At 46.0% G+C, this 16,869-nt stretch carries 16 protein-coding genes; 13 read left to right on the plus strand and 3 right to left on the minus strand.

Annotation, left to right across the window (positions count from 1 at the left end; all coding sequences use genetic code 11):
• Window positions 1-13: 13 nt before the first annotated feature.
• From metG to MHH93_RS12590, 5 genes are all read left to right on the plus strand, one after another.
• Entirely contained in the window at window positions 14-2,074 is a 2,061-nt protein-coding gene (metG, locus tag MHH93_RS12570) for a methionine--tRNA ligase (RefSeq protein WP_500054296.1), read from the plus strand.
• Window positions 2,075-2,378: 304 nt separating this feature from the next.
• Entirely contained in the window at window positions 2,379-3,437 is a 1,059-nt protein-coding gene (locus tag MHH93_RS12575; RefSeq protein ID WP_500054297.1) for a metal ABC transporter solute-binding protein, Zn/Mn family, read from the plus strand.
• A 98-nt stretch (window positions 3,438-3,535) separates the two neighbouring features.
• A complete protein-coding gene (locus MHH93_RS12580; RefSeq protein ID WP_440390784.1) occupies window positions 3,536-4,294 on the plus strand; it encodes a metal ABC transporter ATP-binding protein in 759 nt (252 codons plus the stop codon).
• A 52-nt stretch (window positions 4,295-4,346) separates the two neighbouring features.
• A complete protein-coding gene (locus MHH93_RS12585) occupies window positions 4,347-5,150 on the plus strand; it encodes a metal ABC transporter permease (RefSeq protein ID WP_278294255.1) in 804 nt (267 codons plus the stop codon).
• 49 nt (window positions 5,151-5,199) lie between these two features.
• Window positions 5,200-5,913 carry a cytochrome c biogenesis CcdA family protein gene (locus MHH93_RS12590; protein ID WP_062835286.1) on the plus strand — a complete coding sequence of 238 codons (714 nt, stop codon included), beginning with the start codon at window positions 5,200-5,202 and terminating at the stop codon, window positions 5,911-5,913.
• Between the two features lie 149 nt (window positions 5,914-6,062).
• Here MHH93_RS12590 and splB read toward each other — a convergent pair whose 3' ends face one another.
• Complete coding sequence (splB, locus tag MHH93_RS12595; protein WP_500054298.1) at window positions 6,063-7,133, minus strand: spore photoproduct lyase; 1,071 nt, start codon at window positions 7,131-7,133, stop codon at window positions 6,063-6,065.
• A 192-nt stretch (window positions 7,134-7,325) separates the two neighbouring features.
• Between splB and mntR the strand changes: the two genes are divergently transcribed.
• From mntR to MHH93_RS12610, 3 genes are all read left to right on the plus strand, one after another.
• Complete coding sequence (mntR, locus tag MHH93_RS12600; protein ID WP_062835284.1) at window positions 7,326-7,754, plus strand: transcriptional regulator MntR; 429 nt, start codon at window positions 7,326-7,328, stop codon at window positions 7,752-7,754.
• Between the two features lie 210 nt (window positions 7,755-7,964).
• Complete coding sequence (locus tag MHH93_RS12605; RefSeq protein WP_500054299.1) at window positions 7,965-9,575, plus strand: family 10 glycosylhydrolase; 1,611 nt, start codon at window positions 7,965-7,967, stop codon at window positions 9,573-9,575.
• Between the two features lie 90 nt (window positions 9,576-9,665).
• Complete coding sequence (locus MHH93_RS12610) at window positions 9,666-10,667, plus strand: patatin-like phospholipase family protein (RefSeq protein ID WP_500054300.1); 1,002 nt, start codon at window positions 9,666-9,668, stop codon at window positions 10,665-10,667.
• Between the two features lie 60 nt (window positions 10,668-10,727).
• Here the strand turns inward: MHH93_RS12610 and MHH93_RS12615 are convergent, their stop codons facing one another.
• Window positions 10,728-11,060 (minus strand): hypothetical protein, encoded by a 333-nt coding sequence (locus tag MHH93_RS12615; RefSeq protein WP_500054301.1) that lies wholly within the window; start codon window positions 11,058-11,060, stop codon window positions 10,728-10,730.
• Between the two features lie 5 nt (window positions 11,061-11,065).
• On the minus strand, window positions 11,066-12,058 hold the full coding sequence (locus MHH93_RS12620; RefSeq protein ID WP_062835280.1) for a DUF1385 domain-containing protein: 993 nt from the start codon (window positions 12,056-12,058) through the stop codon (window positions 11,066-11,068).
• A 213-nt stretch (window positions 12,059-12,271) separates the two neighbouring features.
• On the opposite strand from MHH93_RS12620, the gene MHH93_RS12625 reads away from it, so the two are divergent.
• The 5 genes from MHH93_RS12625 (at window position 12,272) to MHH93_RS12645 (ending at window position 16,789) form a co-directional block, all read left to right on the plus strand.
• The gene (locus tag MHH93_RS12625; protein WP_500054302.1) at window positions 12,272-12,850 is read left to right on the plus strand and encodes a YqhR family membrane protein; all 579 of its coding nucleotides are present in this window, start codon (window positions 12,272-12,274) and stop codon (window positions 12,848-12,850) included.
• Between the two features lie 76 nt (window positions 12,851-12,926).
• Complete coding sequence (gene aroQ / locus MHH93_RS12630) at window positions 12,927-13,370, plus strand: type II 3-dehydroquinate dehydratase (protein WP_062835278.1); 444 nt, start codon at window positions 12,927-12,929, stop codon at window positions 13,368-13,370.
• A gap of 39 nt (window positions 13,371-13,409) precedes the next feature.
• Entirely contained in the window at window positions 13,410-14,483 is a 1,074-nt protein-coding gene (locus tag MHH93_RS12635; protein WP_500054303.1) for a M24 family metallopeptidase, read from the plus strand.
• A gap of 304 nt (window positions 14,484-14,787) precedes the next feature.
• Window positions 14,788-15,345, plus strand: a complete 558-nt coding sequence (gene efp, locus MHH93_RS12640; protein ID WP_017687580.1) for an elongation factor P — start codon at window positions 14,788-14,790, stop codon at window positions 15,343-15,345.
• Window positions 15,346-15,535: 190 nt separating this feature from the next.
• Window positions 15,536-16,789: an aspartate kinase gene (locus MHH93_RS12645; RefSeq protein ID WP_421886351.1), complete on the plus strand. Its 1,254-nt coding sequence runs from the start codon at window positions 15,536-15,538 to the stop codon at window positions 16,787-16,789.
• The last annotated feature ends 80 nt before the right edge of the window (window positions 16,790-16,869 follow it).

Genomic DNA, 16,869 nt, shown 5'->3' on the forward strand with positions numbered 1-16,869 from the left:
ACGAAGGGATCACATGAAGCAGGAACATTTGAAGGAGGAGAAGTCATTCATGGCTGACCAAAAAACATTTTATCTGACAACCCCGATCTATTATCCGAGTGACAAATTGCATATTGGGCATGCGTATACAACTGTGGCGGGAGATGCGATGGTTCGTTACAAGCGTCTACGCGGTTATGATGCTCATTATCTGACAGGAACCGACGAACATGGCCAGAAGATTGAGCGCAAGGCACAAGAGAAAGGACAGACACCGCAAGCTTTTATCGACGATATCGTTGTGGGGATCAAGGAACTGTGGAAAAAGCTGGACATTTCCAATGACGACTTTATCCGTACAACCGAAGAGCGTCACAAAACCGTCGTTCAGGATATCTTTGACCGTTTGCTGAAACAGGGAGATATCTACAAAGGTGAGTATGAAGGCTGGTACAGCATTCCGGATGAGACGTATTACACGGAGACTCAACTGGTGGATGTAGAGAAGAATGAAAAGGGCGAGATTATCTCAGCCAAGAGCCCGGATAGCGGACACCCGGTTGAATTGGTCAAAGAAGAATCCTACTTCTTCCGTATGAGCAAATATGCAGATCGTCTGTTGAAATATTATGAAGAGAACCCGGGCTTTATTCAGCCGGAATCCCGTAAGAACGAGATGATCAACAACTTCATTAAGCCAGGTCTTGAAGATTTGGCTGTATCACGTACTACATTTGAATGGGGCGTCAAAGTTAAAGGCGATCCAAAACACGTGGTTTACGTGTGGATTGATGCATTGTCCAACTATATTACAGCTCTGGGCTATGGTTCATCCGATGCATCCCTGTATAACAAGTTCTGGCCTGCGGATGTACATCTGGTAGGTAAAGAAATTGTTCGTTTCCATACGATCTATTGGCCAATTATGTTGATGGCATTGGATCTGCCATTGCCGAAGAAAGTGTTTGCACATGGTTGGTTGTTGATGAAGGATGGCAAGATGTCCAAATCCAAAGGCAATGTCGTTGATCCAGTCACTCTGATTGACCGCTATGGTCTCGATGCACTGCGTTATTACCTGCTGCGTGAAGTGCCGTTTGGTTCCGATGGTACGTTTACACCGGAGAGCTTCGTAGAACGTGTCAACTCCGATCTTGCGAACGATCTGGGTAACCTGTTGAACCGTACAGTTGCCATGGTAGACAAATATTTCGAAGGCAAAGCCCCTGCGTTTGCATCGAATGTAACGGAATTTGATGCTTCGCTGGAAGAAGCAGGCCATGCCACGGTGGAAAAAGTGGAACAGGCGATGGAAAACCTGCAGTTTTCCGTAGCACTGACAGCGATTAGCCAGTTTGTCAGCCGCACAAATAAATACATTGATGAGACGCAACCATGGGCGCTGGCTCGTGATGAAGCAAAACGCGATGAATTGGCATCCGTTATGGCTCATCTGATCGAAAGCTTGCGCATTGCTTCCATTCTGTTGCAACCGTTCCTGACACGTGCTCCTCATAAAATATGGGCACAGCTTGGCATTCAGGAAGGTGAACTCACGGCTTGGGATACAGCCAAGCAATGGGGCCTGGTTCCGGCTGGAAACGCCTTGCAAAAAGGTGATCCAATCTTCCCTCGTTTGGATTCCGAACAGGAAATTGCTTATATCTCCGAAGCGATGACTGGTGGCCAAAAAGCGGCAGAGCCTGAAGCAAGTCAAGCAGATGCTGGAACTTCGGCAGCTGTTGAACCGGTAACTGCACCTGAGGGTACCGAAGAGATCGGTATTGATGATTTTGCCAAAGTTGAATTGCGTGTGGCTCAAGTCATTTCCTGCGAACCTGTCAAAAAAGCGGATAAGTTGCTGAAATTGCAGCTCGATCTGGGTTATGAGCAGCGCCAGGTTGTCTCTGGCATCGCGAAGTTCTATTCACCAGAAGAGATGGTTGGACGCAAAGTCATCTGTGTGACCAACCTCAAACCAGTGAAACTTCGTGGAGAACTGTCTCAGGGTATGATCCTTGCAGCATCGCATGGGGACCAGCTTACACTTGCTACAGTACCAGACAACATGCCTAATGGCGCACAAGTGAAATAACAAGAATCAATTTCATAATACCTTTAGCTGCTTCAATCAAGGGTAGTTACAAAAATCCTTTCTTATGAGTTATGAAATTGCTTCAAATACTGTCGTAACTATGACTCAAGGTGGCCCGATATAATTCGGGTCCCTTTTTTTATTGGTATAATTCATATCTGACGGGAAGAGAACAAGCATATACTGTTATGAACTCCGGACTTCAGGAAAGAATGAATAGGACGGGATAGCTTGACAAGTAGGTTCAGGTTACCTATAATTCTTTCAGTAATGTTTACGATTAAGAGATACGGAGTGAATCATAATGACATTTTATAAAATGCAACACCAAGTTCAGGATAACCCGACAGGAAAGACGAACAAGAGAGGCAACATGAAGTTGCTGTGGACGGGTTTGCTTATTCTCACTTTGCTGGTATTGTCTGCGTGTGGGCAGGATAGTTCCAATAGTGCGAAGATTGTGGAAGGTAAAGTAAACGTTGTGACGACATTTTATCCTGTATATGCTTTTACGACTGCAATCGGTGGTGAAGATGCCAATGTCATTAACCTGCTGCCAACGGGAGTAGAGCCACATGACTGGACTCCGAAGAGTCAGGATATTGTTAATACATCCAAGGCACAACTGTTTTTCTATAATGGAGCTGGACTGGAAGGATGGGTGCCGAATTTCCTGAAGTCGCTGAATAGTGATACACAGGTGAAATCGGTTGCCGTCAGCGAAGGAGTTAAGCTATTAACCGCTGAAGGTGATGACGGGCATGGTCATGGCGAAGAGCATGAAGACGAGCATGCAGATGAACACGCTGATGAGGCTACCAGTGAAGGTGTCGCTGATCATCATATTGATCCACATACGTGGGTTAGTCCGAAATCAGCCATGATCATGGCTGAAAACATCAAAAATAGTCTGGTCGAAGCAGATCCTGATCACAAAGCAGGTTACGAACAACGTTATGAAGAGCTTCGTACCAAGCTTGCGACGCTGGATCAGCGTTTTACAGATGAGTTGGCTACCGTACCGAACAACGAAATTGTTGTTTCTCATCAAGCGTTTGGCTATCTTGCGCGTGATTATGGACTAACCCAGCATGCTATTATGGGACTCTCCCCGGATGCTGAACCGACAGGACAGGATATTGTGAAACTTGCGAAATTGGTTAAAGATGAAGGCATTAAGTACATTTTCTTCGAAGAGCTGGTATCTGACAAATTGGCCAAAACACTGGCAAGTGAAGCAGGAGTGGAGACCATGGTACTTAATCCGGTTGAAGGATTGACCAAGGAGCAGGCAACCAACGGGGATGATTATTTCACCCTGATGGAGAAAAATTTGCAAAATCTGCTGATCGCATTAAAATAAGATAGAATGAAGGAATCAGACCTAAGAGTCTTTACCGTTTGCGGTGAAGGCTCTTAGGCGCTATGAGATCCTCATATATAATGAAAGGCGGCTCTGCCATGCAGCAAATCATGCCATTATGTCATGATCCAATTATAGAGATCGAGAAACTATCATTTTCCTATGGGGACCAGCGAGTGATTGAGAATCTCGATTTTATGGCCCAGGAGCGGGACTTTGTCGGGATTATCGGTTCCAATGGGGCGGGTAAAACGACATTGCTGCGCATGCTGGTAGGACTTCTTCCTCCTGCGCAGGGAGATATTAAACTATTCGGACAGTCGATCCGAAGATTCAAAGACTGGGAACGAATCGGGTATGTACCACAAAAGAATGCATTTAACCCATTATTCCCTGCGACCGTTCGTGAAGTAGTCATGTCAGGCTTGTACAATAACAAAAACATGTTTCGTCGTATGTCTCGCAAATGTCAGCAACAGTGCACGGATGCGATGGAAGTCATGCGAATCGAGGATCTGGCGAACAAGCGTATTGGTCAGTTGTCTGGCGGACAGCAGCAACGTGTATTCTTGGCACGAGCGCTTATCAATCACCCGGATCTGTTGATTCTGGATGAACCCACAGTAGGTATTGATGCTGAATCACAGGCCAGTTTCTTTGAACTGATTACCCATATGCATGAACATCACCGGATGACTTTTCTGATGGTGTCTCATGATATGGATCGGATGGAGAGTTATCTGGGTTCTGAAGCTGCGGTAACGAATGGCAAAATCAATTTCCATGTCCGTCATTCGCATGAGTTGCAAGATTGTGCCGAGACTAACCTGCAACATACTACAGCACAGGTACGCTAGCCGTATTTATGGCGCATTAGATTAGAGCAAGGCCGAAGGAGTCGTGTTTGTTTTGGAAATATTAATGAGTGATTTTTTTCAGCGTGCGCTGGCCGGTGGTTTGCTAATTGGTATCACCGCGCCGTTGATCGGACTGTTCCTGGTGTTACGGCGGTTATCCATGATTGGAGACACCTTGTCTCATGTGACCATCGCCGGCGTAGCGCTTGGATTCCTGATTGAAGTGTATCCCATTGCGGTAGGTTTGATATTTGCTGTGCTTGCTTCGTTTGCGATCGAGAAATTGCGTAAAGCGTACAAGAGTTACGCCGAATTATCCATTGCCATTATCATGTCCGGTGGCGTGGCGCTGGCTTCCTTGTTCTTCACGCTCGGTAAAGGATATAATGCAGATGTTATGAGTTATTTGTTCGGCAGCATATATACATTAGACGCTACGGATTTGAAGCTGGTAGGTGTAGTTACGCTGATCGTGGTGATTGTAGTGGCGTTGTTACATAAGGAATTTTTCTTGCTCAGCTTTGAGGAAGATGCGGCAGCGGTCACAGGGTTGCCTGTGAGAATTCTAAACATGTTAATCACTGTAATGACAGCACTTGTCATTAGCACGGCAATTAAGATTGTCGGTGCGCTTCTGGTGTCTGCGCTATTAACCATTCCGGTTGCAGTCAGCCTATTGATGGCCCGAAGTTTCAAATCTGCCATTATTTTGTCCGTGGTGATCGGCGAAATTGCCGTAGTCCTTGGACTGGTCGTAGCAGGAGTCTGGAACCTCGCACCGGGAGCAACAATCGTACTATTGCTAATCATGATGTTGATTCTGACGATGATTGGAAAAAAAGGGTTCCGAGCCTGACGATTAAACGAGCAAGCACGTGAGCCCGGGGAAGGGAGACATCCGCTTCATGCCTGATGTTAATGTATGGATGGCTTTTGTAGCAGGTTTGGTCTCATTTATATCACCATGTTGTCTTCCGTTGTATCCGTCATATCTCTCTTATATTACAGGGATGACGGTGCAACAATTGAAGGATGACCGCAATCAACGGGAAGTCCGCTTTAAGACCATGACGCACACGCTGGCGTTTATTCTGGGCTTCTCGGCTGTGTTTTATTCACTTGGCTTGGGTGCCGGACTGTTTGGCCAATTTTTCAATGATAACCGGGAACTGATTCGGCAATTGTCTGCAATTTTGATTATGCTTATGGGGTTATTTTTGCTTGGTGTGTTCAAGCCGCAGTTTCTGATGAAGGAACGAAAGCTGGATATGAAGTGGAAACCAGCAGGCTATCTGGGCTCTTTTATATTTGGCATCGGTTTCTCAGCAGGATGGTCGCCTTGTATTGGGCCTATTCTAACAGCGATTATTGCAATGGCTGCGAGTGAACCCACCACCTGGCTGGCGCTGATCACAGGTTATACTGCAGGGTTTGCCATCCCGTTCTTCATTTTGGCGTTTTTCATTGGTTCGACACGCTGGATCTTACGGTATTCCAATGTCATGATGAAAATCGGGGGAGCATTGATGTTGTTCCTTGGGGTATTGCTTTTTACAGATCAGATGACGAAGATTACTATCTGGTTGCAGCAGATTACACCAGACTGGATGATTATTTAAACGGATGAACTGAAATTAGGTTTTTATTATGCACGATAAAGCAGGCTACATGTTAACCAGAGTCACTCTGGGGCATGTAACCTGCTTTTTAATCGTTTGGTAGGAATGCTTATACAAGCATAACTATTCAGGCAGTCCCGTTTTTTCGTTTAGGTGAAGTAATCAATATTGGCAAGTGGGAAATGTTCAAAGATGCGTTCCGTAATGAATTCGCGCAGCGCATCTTGCTGGTCATCTTTATACACATACTTGTACTGGCCCCAGCGGCCCCATTTCATCTTGCGTTTCTCGATATTCATCTCGAGCTTGGTTTTAGGATAACGTTTCTCAATGGTCGCTTTGGCCGTTTTGGTAAAACGGTGCTGGATCATCTCAAACGTAAGATCCTTGGTTGCTTCCTCTGGAAGCGTATCTGCGAGCTTTTGCAACAGCTCGGAATATCCTTCTTCCCAGCCCTCATACCACATGATCGGAGCGATAATGAAGCCGAGAGGGTAACCTGCATGTGCAATTTTGCCAGCAGCTTCTATGCGTTCCTCAAATCTGGAGGTAGCTGGTTCAAAGTTTTTGATGACATAATCCGAATTGACGCTAAACCGGATACGGGTGTGACCGTTATGCTTAATGTTCAGCAACGGATCAACGTGATGATATTTCGTTACGAAGCGCAAGCGTCCATATTCTTCTTCCGCCATAAAGCGGATCAAGTCACTTAAATTCTCCGTGATATGCTCGAGTCCTACGGGATCAGATGTACAGGCGGCTTCAAATCGTGTGATTTCAGGCGCGCGTTCTTCAATGTATCCTTTGGCTGCCTGTATGATCTCCTCGGTATTAACATACACGCGGACATAAGGTTTCGCACCAAGTGTCGTTTGAAGATAACAATAATGGCAGTGTCCCATACAGCCTGTAGAGATGGGGATGGCATATTCCGCTGAAGGTTTCGACTGGTCAAACTTGAGTGTTTTGCGCACACCAACAACCAGAGTACGCTTTGCCATCCGATATTTTTCTTGTTCGGTTTCACCCGGCAAGTTTGTGATTCGGTTATGGGATGTGGTCATCTGATAAGGGATGCTTTTGGATGTCACCCATTCCATAATCCGTTTGCCTTTATCATATTCCAACGCACCGGGTTCAAAATACACCAAATCGGGAATAAAGGGTTTAGTACCTTTTGCTTTACGAACTGGCGGTGAGGCTACACTTGTACTCACGAAATCACTCCTTTCGATGCGGAACTTTGCTTAGTTTGCCTTGTTTGGGGAAAAGTCACGCCTGCCAATTACTTGTGTAACAGCGCGCTCCAAACTGTGCAGGACTTGCCAATGCGTATTGATAACATGTATCATTATAAGATAGGGACCAGGCACGAATAGGGGCCGGTCAGAGAGAAAAGAGGGAAGCAGATGCCAACGCCCAGTATGGAAGATTATTTGGAGCGTATATACAAATTAATTGATGAAAAGGGCTATGCTCGTGTGTCTGATATAGCTGAAGGACTGGAAGTACATCCTTCATCGGTGACGAAGATGATCCAAAAGCTGGACAAAGACGAGTATCTGATTTATGAGAAGTACCGCGGACTGGTGCTGACGCCAAAAGGCAAAAAGATGGGCAAACGTTTGATGGAGCGCCATCATCTGCTTGAACAATTTTTGACAACGATTGGTGTTCAGGAAGAAAATATCTACAATGATGTGGAAGGCATTGAACATCATCTGAGCTGGGACTCCATTACATGCATCGAGTCCTTAGTTGAATACTTCCGTCAGGACGAGAGCCGGTTACGTGACCTCAAAAATCTTCAGGATGTCATGAGTAATACAGAATCTTAAGTTTCAGCAGTACATTAAACAAAGTAATATACAATGAATTGTATCCTGTGATCAAAGGATGCTTCTTGCCGTTTTAATGGCAGGAAGCATTTTTTGTTTTGCATGAACACCATAATTTGGTGAATTATCGCAACTAAACGATCGATAGGAGCGTCTATTAAACTAGTAGAATTTACCGCAAATTTATAATGATTTTGGAGGACTGCACTAATGAATGTTCGTAAAGGATTGATGCTGCTGCTCATTTTTGTACTTGGATTACAGACAGCAGGCATGACGGCACAAGCAGCCGGACAGAAGGAGATTGCTATTTTTCTGGACGGCAACCGCTTGGAATCGGATGTATCACCATACATCTTGCCCAAAGTAAATGTAACGATGGTACCTCTGCGTGTCATTAGCGAAGGACTGGGTGCATCTGTACTATGGTCTCAGGCAACTCGTACCGTGACCATCCAGAAATCCGACTCCGTCATCACGATGACGAGCGGACGCCAGCAGGCAACCGTGGATAACACTGTAGTTGGTCTGGATGCATCGGTCGAATTGAAACAAGGTCGGGTCATGGTACCTATTCGATTTGTCAGTGAGAATCTTGGCATTCGTGTGAATTGGAACCAAGCAGCGCAGACCATTGATTTGTACACAGGAGACGTTTCAACACCGACACCTGAACCGACTCCAGCAACTCCGGCAGAGCCTGGATGCACAGGCACTGTACCAGCATCTGAAGAGATGCGGGGAGCCTGGATCTCCACTGTAAATGGAGACTGGCCTTCATCCGGAGCGAAAGGAAATGTAGAGAAGCAAAAGCAGGAATACACGAAACAGCTTGATACATTACAAGGCATGGGCATTAACGCCGTATTTGTCCAAGTGAGAGCCAACGGGGATGCCATCTATCCTTCAGGTCTGGTACCTTGGAACAGTGTGCTGACAGGGACACAGGGTAAAGATCCAGGTTATGATCCCCTCGCCTTCATGATTGAGGAAGCTCACAAACGTGGCTTGGAGTTCCACGCCTGGTTTAATCCGTTTAGAGCGACCAACTCAGCGAGTACAACGAACCTGGCTGCTAACCACATCTCCAAGCTTCATCCTGACTGGATTGTGAATGCATCCGGCAAAATGTACATCAACCCGGGCATCCCGGAAGCCAGACAGCATATTATCGATACAATCATGGAAGTGGTCAATCAATATGATATTGATGGTGTGCATCTGGATGATTATTTCTATCCATCCAATGTGACTTTTAATGATGATGCAGCCTTTAAAACCTATAACACATTGAATACCAAAGACCGTGCTGAATGGCGTAGAGACAATATTAATCAGTTCGTCAAGCAGCTCGGACAGAGCATTCACAGGGTGAAAGCTGACGTTGAATATGGAATTAGTCCATTTGGTGTATGGCGTAACAAATCCGTCGATCTGACTGGCTCTGATACCAAAGCAGGAGTAACCGCGTATGACAGCATGAATGCAGATGTGCGGACATGGATCAACCAGGAGTGGATCGATTATGTCGCTCCTCAGGTGTATTGGAGTATGACTCTGAGCGCAGCACGTTATGATAAAGTCGTGGACTGGTGGGCCAATGAAGTGGCTAACACGAATGTAAAATTGTATATCGGCCACTCTCCTTATAAGCTAGGTACGCCGGAGATTGGCTGGCAGACATCCCAGGAGATTATCGATCAACTGAACTATAACAAGAAATATAGTTCGGTCAAAGGGGACATTTTCTTTAGTTCACAGTACCTGACGAAGAACCCTCTCGGCTTGATTGCCAAGTTGAAAGCCTACTATGGTCTATAAAACATTTTAACAACATAGTAATAAGACAAACCCTTGTTCTCATAGAGTGGCAGTAGCAATGTGCTGCCTGGAGAACGGGGGTTTTTTGTTATGTTAATTAACGCGGTATTTGAAGGTGGAGGCGTCAAGGGAATATCGCTTGCAGGTGCTGTGCAAGGTGCTCAAGATTGTGGCATTCAGTTCAATCGGGTGGCTGGTACATCATCTGGCTCCATCGTAGCTGCGCTGCTAGCGGCGGGTTACCGGGCTGAAGAGATGAAAGACATTATTGAGAATACACCCTTTGTTTCATTGCTGCGTCGTTCCCCCATATTTAATACCAGATGGATCGGGCCCGCAGCAAGGCTGTTCTTGAAGAAAGGACTGTATTCGGGAGAAGCGTTGGAATCATGGATTCGCAAGATGCTGGCGCAGAAAGGGATTCGCACATTCGCTGACTTGCCGCAAGGCAAATTGCTTATTACCGCATCCGACATATCCAATGGGACCATTCTGGTGCTCCCTGACGATATTCGGCGGTTCGGCATTGATCCTGCCAAGCTGGATGTGGCGAAAGCGGTACGAATGAGTTGCAGCATCCCTTATTTTTTCGATCCGGTCGTTATACGCAAATCCCCAGTGTTCTCCAAAGGCCTTCCTTTTCAAGATCAATTCGTATATGTAGTCGATGGTGGATTGCTTAGCAATTTCCCGCTTTGGCTCTTCGATGGTGATCGTTCAGAACGAGGGGGAGATGTTATTCCGGTTGTCGGTTTCAAAATGGTGGGCAAGACAGAAGTGGAACCTGCCCGAATTAAAGGTCCGCTAAGCATGCTTCAGGCTCTTGTGGAGACGATGCTCACAGCACATGATGAACGCTACATCGAACAGATTAACCGGTTTCGTACCGTGAAGATACCAACGCTTGGGATTAAACCGACGCAATTTCATTTATCGTTACAGGACAGTACTGCCCTATATCGATCAGGCGCTACCGCAGGGAGCGAATTTTTCAATGGGTGGAATATGAAAATGTATGATGAACAGCTGGACAAACAAAGAAAAGAATTGCGTAAGAAACAAGCGGAAGCTCCGCCTCTGATTCCTGTCTAAACGTGAAAAAAGCAATTCTCCGCGTGCTGGGAGAACTGCTTTTTGTCTGTTCAGTAACTTTTAGTGAAATTTCGGTATATCTTCATCGCTTTTACCTTTTTGTCCCTGAATCACTTGGAAAGGATAATCCTTGCGTTTCTTTGAAGAGCCGTTGCTCTTTCTGGCACTGGACTGTGCATTGACTTTCGCCATGGTTCGTGCCGATGGCTTGATCTTTGGTGATTTGGCTTTGCTTGCCCAGCGACGAGGCGGATATTTGTACAGCAGGAATACAGCTCCGAACACGACCAGAGGAATAATGATCCTGGATGGACTAGCATTTCCCAGCCAAGTCAAGACCCCAACAGCAGCTAGTGCTATGAACGTCCAAAATAAGATTGCCTGCTTGTTCATATCATTCACCCTTTCACAGGATCGAGTGTTGCAACAGGTACTTCTGATGTAGCAGAGACATTGGCAAGTTTGGCATCCAACTCACGCATCCGGTTAAACGAAGCAATGGATACTTCTACCTGTTCGTTGGTCGGTTCTTTTGTTGTCAGCAATTGCAGCCACAATCCCGGGTAGCCGAGATAACGCAGTACAGGAATATCACGTACCGAATTCGTGAGCTTTAACAGTTCAAAAGAAATGCCTAGCACAACTGGCAATAACAACAGACGCTGACCCATACGTTCCCAAAGGTTATCGTATGTGAAGAGGGAGTATAGGAACACTCCAATAATGACAGTCAACATAATGAAGCTGCTTCCACAGCGGTAATGCAACCGGCTATACTTTTGCACGTTCTCCGGTGTCAGTTCTTCACCAGCTTCATGTGCGCTGATGACTTTGTGTTCCGCTCCATGATACTGGAAGAGACGTTTGATCATCGGCGTCTGTGAGATTAACCACAGATAGGCCAGTAACAGGATCAGCTTAATGCCGCCTTCCAGTAAATTATGCAAAAACTGATTGTCGAATGCATTTTTGAATAGAAAATTCTCGATAACAACAGGAAGCAACGTGAGCACAACTTTACCAAAAAGGAATGAAAGGATGGCTACGGCGGTCACACCAATGATCATGCTAAGGCTCCAGCCCGAACCTTCTTTCTCTTTTTGCTTGGCTTTCTCTTCCGGTTCCAGTTCATCATCAGCATAAGCGTCAGCAGAATAATTGAGATGTCTGCTACCTTTGACACTTGAATCTATAATGCTGACAATTCCGCGTAATAAAGGAATCCGCCGCAATTTCGTGACCCAGGACTTGTCTTGCTTGGGAACTTCCAGATACGTAATTTCGCCGTCTTTTCTACGAACAGCTGTAACGTTGACATGTTTCCCACCGAACATTACGCCTTCAATGACAGCTTGCCCCCCATAGCTGACAGGCTTGGATTGTTGAGGCAAATTATTCACCTTCCTATTCTGTTCTAGGCCTTCGCGATCAAAGGCAGTTTAATAACCCTATTGTATCGAATTTCAAGCGCAATTTCTAGTTTGTGAGTCAATCCTTGAGGGATGTTGTTAAGATTGTCCTGTTTTGAACATACTACCTCCTAGAATCAGACAGAAAATTCGAGGCATAGTACGGGGCTATCAACTGAATGAAGGAGAATATCGATGACAGAACGCAAGCATGAAGATACATCACCTCATGAAGGTCAACGTGCAAAAGAACGGCAGCCAAAAGACAGGGGCACGCGTCCTACCCAGAGGCAAGGTCAGGCTCACTACTACACGAAGCCATTTTCCTTTGCGTTAGAGCTAGGCTTCTTTGCCGGTTTTATATGGGGGGGGCTACACTGGCTATTCTACCTGTTGCATTTTACGATTGTACCTGTCGGATTTCTGGCCGAGCCGTTTTTCAAACATCAATATATATATACCGCGGCAGGACATTTGACAGGATGGCTGTTTTTTATCGTTTTTTCCATCTTCGCATCCTTGCTCTATACGTTCACAATTAGAAAACTGAAAGGGCCTATACCCGGCATGGTGTATGGAATTGTCTGGTGGCTAATTCTCTTTGTGCTGGTCGGACCAAAAGTGGGGATGATGAAGCCTTTGAAGGGTTTAACGTGGGATTCGATCTTCACGGAACTCTGTTTCTTTTTGCTATGGGGGCTGTTCATTGGTTACACGGTAGCCATGGAGTACACGGATGAACGTAAACGTGAGCCCGAGCAAGCGGGGGCATAGCGCAAAAAAGCTTCTCAATCCGGCAATGGCTGTGTTAAAATAGCAGATGGTTATTTGCAGAGAGGGTGGAGCAGCGATGAAACGAATTATTGTGATCAATGGTCCGAACCTGAACATGCTTGGTGTACGCGAACCGGGCATCTATGGAACGCTTAGTCTGAAGGATATTGAGGACAAAATTCGCAGACAGGCTGATGAACTTGGCGTCTCCATCGCTTTTTATCAATCGAACCATGAAGGGGACATCATTGACCGCATTCATGCAGCGATGGGGGAGGCAGACGGAATCATTTTGAATGCCGGAGCATTTACCCATTATAGCTATGCTATCCGTGATGCTATCAATGCTGTAAAAGTCCCTACGGTTGAAGTACATCTATCCAACATTCATGCACGCGAAGCGTTCAGACATCATTCAGTGATTGCAGCGGAAACAATCGGGCAGATTGCCGGATTTGGCGAAGTAAGCTATGAACTGGGATTGCTGGCTCTTGTGCGTCATCTGGACAAACAAACCTGAGCCGGGAACCCGGGAATGTGAGAGAAAGAAGGGTTACCGATGGAAAACAAACGAGTAAATAAGTTGCGTGAAGCCATGCGTGAGCGTGAACTCAGAGCAATGCTGATTACAAACCCTATTAACCGTCGTTATATGACGGGCTTTACAGGCTCGGCGGGATATGTGTTGATTACGGAACAGGATGCTTTCTTGTTGACTGATTTCCGTTACATGGCTCAAGCTCCTCAGCAAGCCAAAGGATTCACTGTTGTGGAGCACGGAGCTAAGCCGATGGATACGGTGCGTGAGCTGCTTGCATCCTCGAATATCAAAGAAGTTGGCTTCGAGCAGGATAGTGTTACATTCGGCACGCATTCCGCATATGCTGAAGCACTTCAGTCTATTGAACTGAAAGCTGTATCCGGAATCGTGGAACAACTTCGTATGTTCAAGGATGAAGACGAGATCGCGGTCATGCAGAGAGCAGCAGATCTGGCAGATGCTACGTTCAGCCACGTTTTGCAGTTCGCAAAACCAGGCATGACGGAGCGTGAAGTGGATCTGGAGATGGAATTTTTCATGCGCAAACATGGAGCAACGTCCTCTTCATTTGACACCATTGTAGCATCGGGTGAACGTTCTGCTATGCCTCACGGTGTAGCGAGCAGCAAGGTCATCGGTCAGAATGAGTTAATTACATTTGACTTCGGTGCACTTTTGGATGGATACTGTTCAGATCTGACACGTACCATTGCAACAGGTACACCTGTGCCTGAACTGCGCAAAATTTATGACATTGTACTGGAAGCTCAGTTACATACGCTGGAGAACCTGAAACCGGGCATGACCGGACGGGAAGCAGATGCATTGGCTCGTGACATCATTGCAGGTCACGGATATGGAGGTCAATTCGGACACAGCACAGGCCACGGTCTGGGTATGGAAGTTCATGAAGCTCCTCGCTTGTCCAAGCTTAGCGACGATGTATTGAAACCGGGTATGGTTGTTACCGTTGAACCGGGTATATATATTGACGGACTTGGCGGCGTGCGTATCGAGGATGACGTAGTGATTACCGAGACGGGTATTCATATTCTCACGAAGTCGGACAAGAAGTTCACCGTAATCGGCTAAATTACAGCCACAGGGATATAAGACGATTTTTAATATAGAGGTGTACACGATTGATTCTATGCGAGCGCAAACACAGTGAAGGGGACGGAATCGATTCTGAAGAAGCGAAGCGTTCGCCTTTGTCTCCCTATTCTCAACCGCATTCCAGTTCAATCATGAAAATGGGGAGACAACAGCGATCGGAAGAACGATCCGAACCCGAAACGGTCAAGTCGCACAGAGTCACCAAGTAGATGAGCTCACCTTTATATTAACCCATCGTCTTATATCACCTACTTTTTAACCATATCAGGAGGGATTTTTTGTGATTTCAGTAAACGATTTTAAAACAGGCTTGACCGTGCAAGTAGACAACGATATCTATACCGTGCTTGATTTTCAACACGTTAAACCAGGTAAAGGTGCTGCCTTCGTACGTTCCAAATTGAAAAACCTGCGTAATGGTAACACGGTTGAAAAAACATTCCGTGCAGGCGAAACCATTGGTCGTGCCATCATCGAAAACCGTGGCGTATCCTACCTGTATGCAAGCGGTACAGAGCACACGTTCATGGATAACGAAACTTATGATCAGTTCACACTGACTAGTGATCAACTGGAATGGGAATTGAACTTCCTGAAAGAAAACATGGTCGTTAAAATCGTTAGCTACCAAGGTGAAATCCTCGGAATCGACTTGCCAACAAGCGTTGAGTTGAAAGTTATCGAAACTGAGCCAAGCGTTAAAGGTAACACTGCACAAGGTGCTACCAAAAATGCAAAAGTGGAAACAGGCTTGAACGTACAGGTTCCTTTGTTCATTAACGAAGGTGACGTTCTCCTGATTGACACACGTGAAGGTAAATACTCTTCCCGTGCGTAACTTTCACAAGCTGTAAGCTAATAAACGGTATTAACAACCCTTTGCCATTCCTTTGGCAGAGGGTTTTTTCGAAAAAAGATTAGCCTATCAGGCGCTTTCGTAATATACTGGGTTAAAGTCATTTCTCGTAGAGAATAATGACGATGGACATCAATTATGCATACTGCACAAGGTAGGGAGTGGATTTGCGTTGTCATTGTACGTCATGAAATTTGGGGGCAGCTCGGTCGGAGATACAGAACGCATGAAGCGTGTAGCCGGACGTGTTGTAGAAAAAGCTGATGAAGGACATCAGTGTGTAGTCGTGGTTTCGGCCATGGGGGATACAACAGATGATTTGATTGATCAGGCAAAACAACTGAATAGTGAACTGCCTGCTCGTGAGATGGATATGTTATTGACAACAGGAGAACAGATTTCGATCTCTTTGTTATCGATGGCTATTCAAGCGCTTGGACGTAAGGCAGTATCGTTTACGGGCTGGCAAGCAGGATTTCGCACAGAGCCGGTTCACGGAAAAGCACGTATTCATGATATTCAACCTGACCGTGTAAATGCAGCGCTTGCCGAAGGCAATATTGTTATTGTGGCAGGTTTCCAGGGCATGACGGAAGATGGCGAGATCACAACGCTGGGTCGTGGTGGTTCGGATACAACAGCTGTAGCGCTAGCCGCAGCCATTAAGGCTGATGCATGCGAGATCTATACGGATGTAGACGGTATCTATTCTACAGACCCGCGGATCGTTAAGGTTGCGCGCAAGCTGAAGGAAATATCGTATGACGAAATGCTGGAACTCGCTAATTTGGGAGCAGCGGTGCTGCATCCGCGTGCAGTAGAGTACGCGAAGCATTCCGGTGTACCTTTAATTGTAAGATCCAGCTTTAACCATAATGAAGGAACGGTTGTGAAGGAGGAAGCAGCAATGGAACAAGGCGTGGTGGTTAGTGGTATTGCCTATGACAAAAACGTGGCTCGCATCAGTATTTTGGGTGTGCCGGATGTACCAGGAGTTCTGGCTGAAGTGTTTGGTGCGCTTGCATCCAATCAGCTGGATGTGGACATTATCGTTCAGAGCGGCGTGATGGATGGTAAAGCGGACTTCTCATTCTCTGTTGCACTGTCTGATCGTGAGAACGCATTGCGTGTCATTGAAGGCCTTCACAGCCGCTTGCCATACCGTGAAGTCACATCTGAAGAGAATCTCGTTAAAATCTCGATTGTTGGCGCAGGCATGGTTAGCCATCCTGGAGTAGCTGCGAAGATGTTCAAAGTTATTTCCGCTGAAGGCGTGAGCATCAAGATGGTGAGTACTTCCGAGATCAAAGTTTCTTGTGTCATTGATGGTGATAAGCTGCATGAGGTCATCAAGGCATTGCATACAGCATACGATCTTGATACTGCTGAGCAAGCCGTTATTGGTGGACCACAAGATCGCAGATAAGGTTTTTCTGTGTATGTATAATAGTAAAGGTGTACTGCTGCCAATGGGCAGCAGTACACCTTTTTTTGTTTTTCTCATAG

This window comes from Priestia sp. FSL H7-0729, from assembly GCF_038005685.1.
In the GTDB taxonomy this organism is placed as follows: domain Bacteria; phylum Bacillota; class Bacilli; order Paenibacillales; family Paenibacillaceae; genus Paenibacillus.

Excerpts from the sequence above, each read along its gene's own strand:
- metG (WP_500054296.1), top strand. The coding sequence starts at position 14 with ATGAAGCAGGAACATTTGAAGGAGGAGAAGTCATTCATGGCTGACCAA.
- MHH93_RS12575 (WP_500054297.1), top strand. The coding sequence starts at position 2,379 with ATGACATTTTATAAAATGCAACACCAAGTTCAGGATAACCCGACAGGA.
- MHH93_RS12580 (WP_440390784.1), top strand. The coding sequence starts at position 3,536 with ATGCAGCAAATCATGCCATTATGTCATGATCCAATTATAGAGATCGAG.
- MHH93_RS12590 (WP_062835286.1), top strand. The coding sequence starts at position 5,200 with ATGCCTGATGTTAATGTATGGATGGCTTTTGTAGCAGGTTTGGTCTCA.
- mntR (WP_062835284.1), top strand. The coding sequence starts at position 7,326 with ATGCCAACGCCCAGTATGGAAGATTATTTGGAGCGTATATACAAATTA.
- MHH93_RS12605 (WP_500054299.1), top strand. The coding sequence starts at position 7,965 with ATGAATGTTCGTAAAGGATTGATGCTGCTGCTCATTTTTGTACTTGGA.
- MHH93_RS12610 (WP_500054300.1), top strand. The coding sequence starts at position 9,666 with ATGTTAATTAACGCGGTATTTGAAGGTGGAGGCGTCAAGGGAATATCG.
- MHH93_RS12615 (WP_500054301.1), bottom strand. The coding sequence starts at position 11,060 with ATGAACAAGCAGGCAATCTTATTTTGGACGTTCATAGCACTAGCTGCT.
- MHH93_RS12625 (WP_500054302.1), top strand. The coding sequence starts at position 12,272 with ATGACAGAACGCAAGCATGAAGATACATCACCTCATGAAGGTCAACGT.
- aroQ (WP_062835278.1), top strand. The coding sequence starts at position 12,927 with ATGAAACGAATTATTGTGATCAATGGTCCGAACCTGAACATGCTTGGT.
- MHH93_RS12635 (WP_500054303.1), top strand. The coding sequence starts at position 13,410 with ATGGAAAACAAACGAGTAAATAAGTTGCGTGAAGCCATGCGTGAGCGT.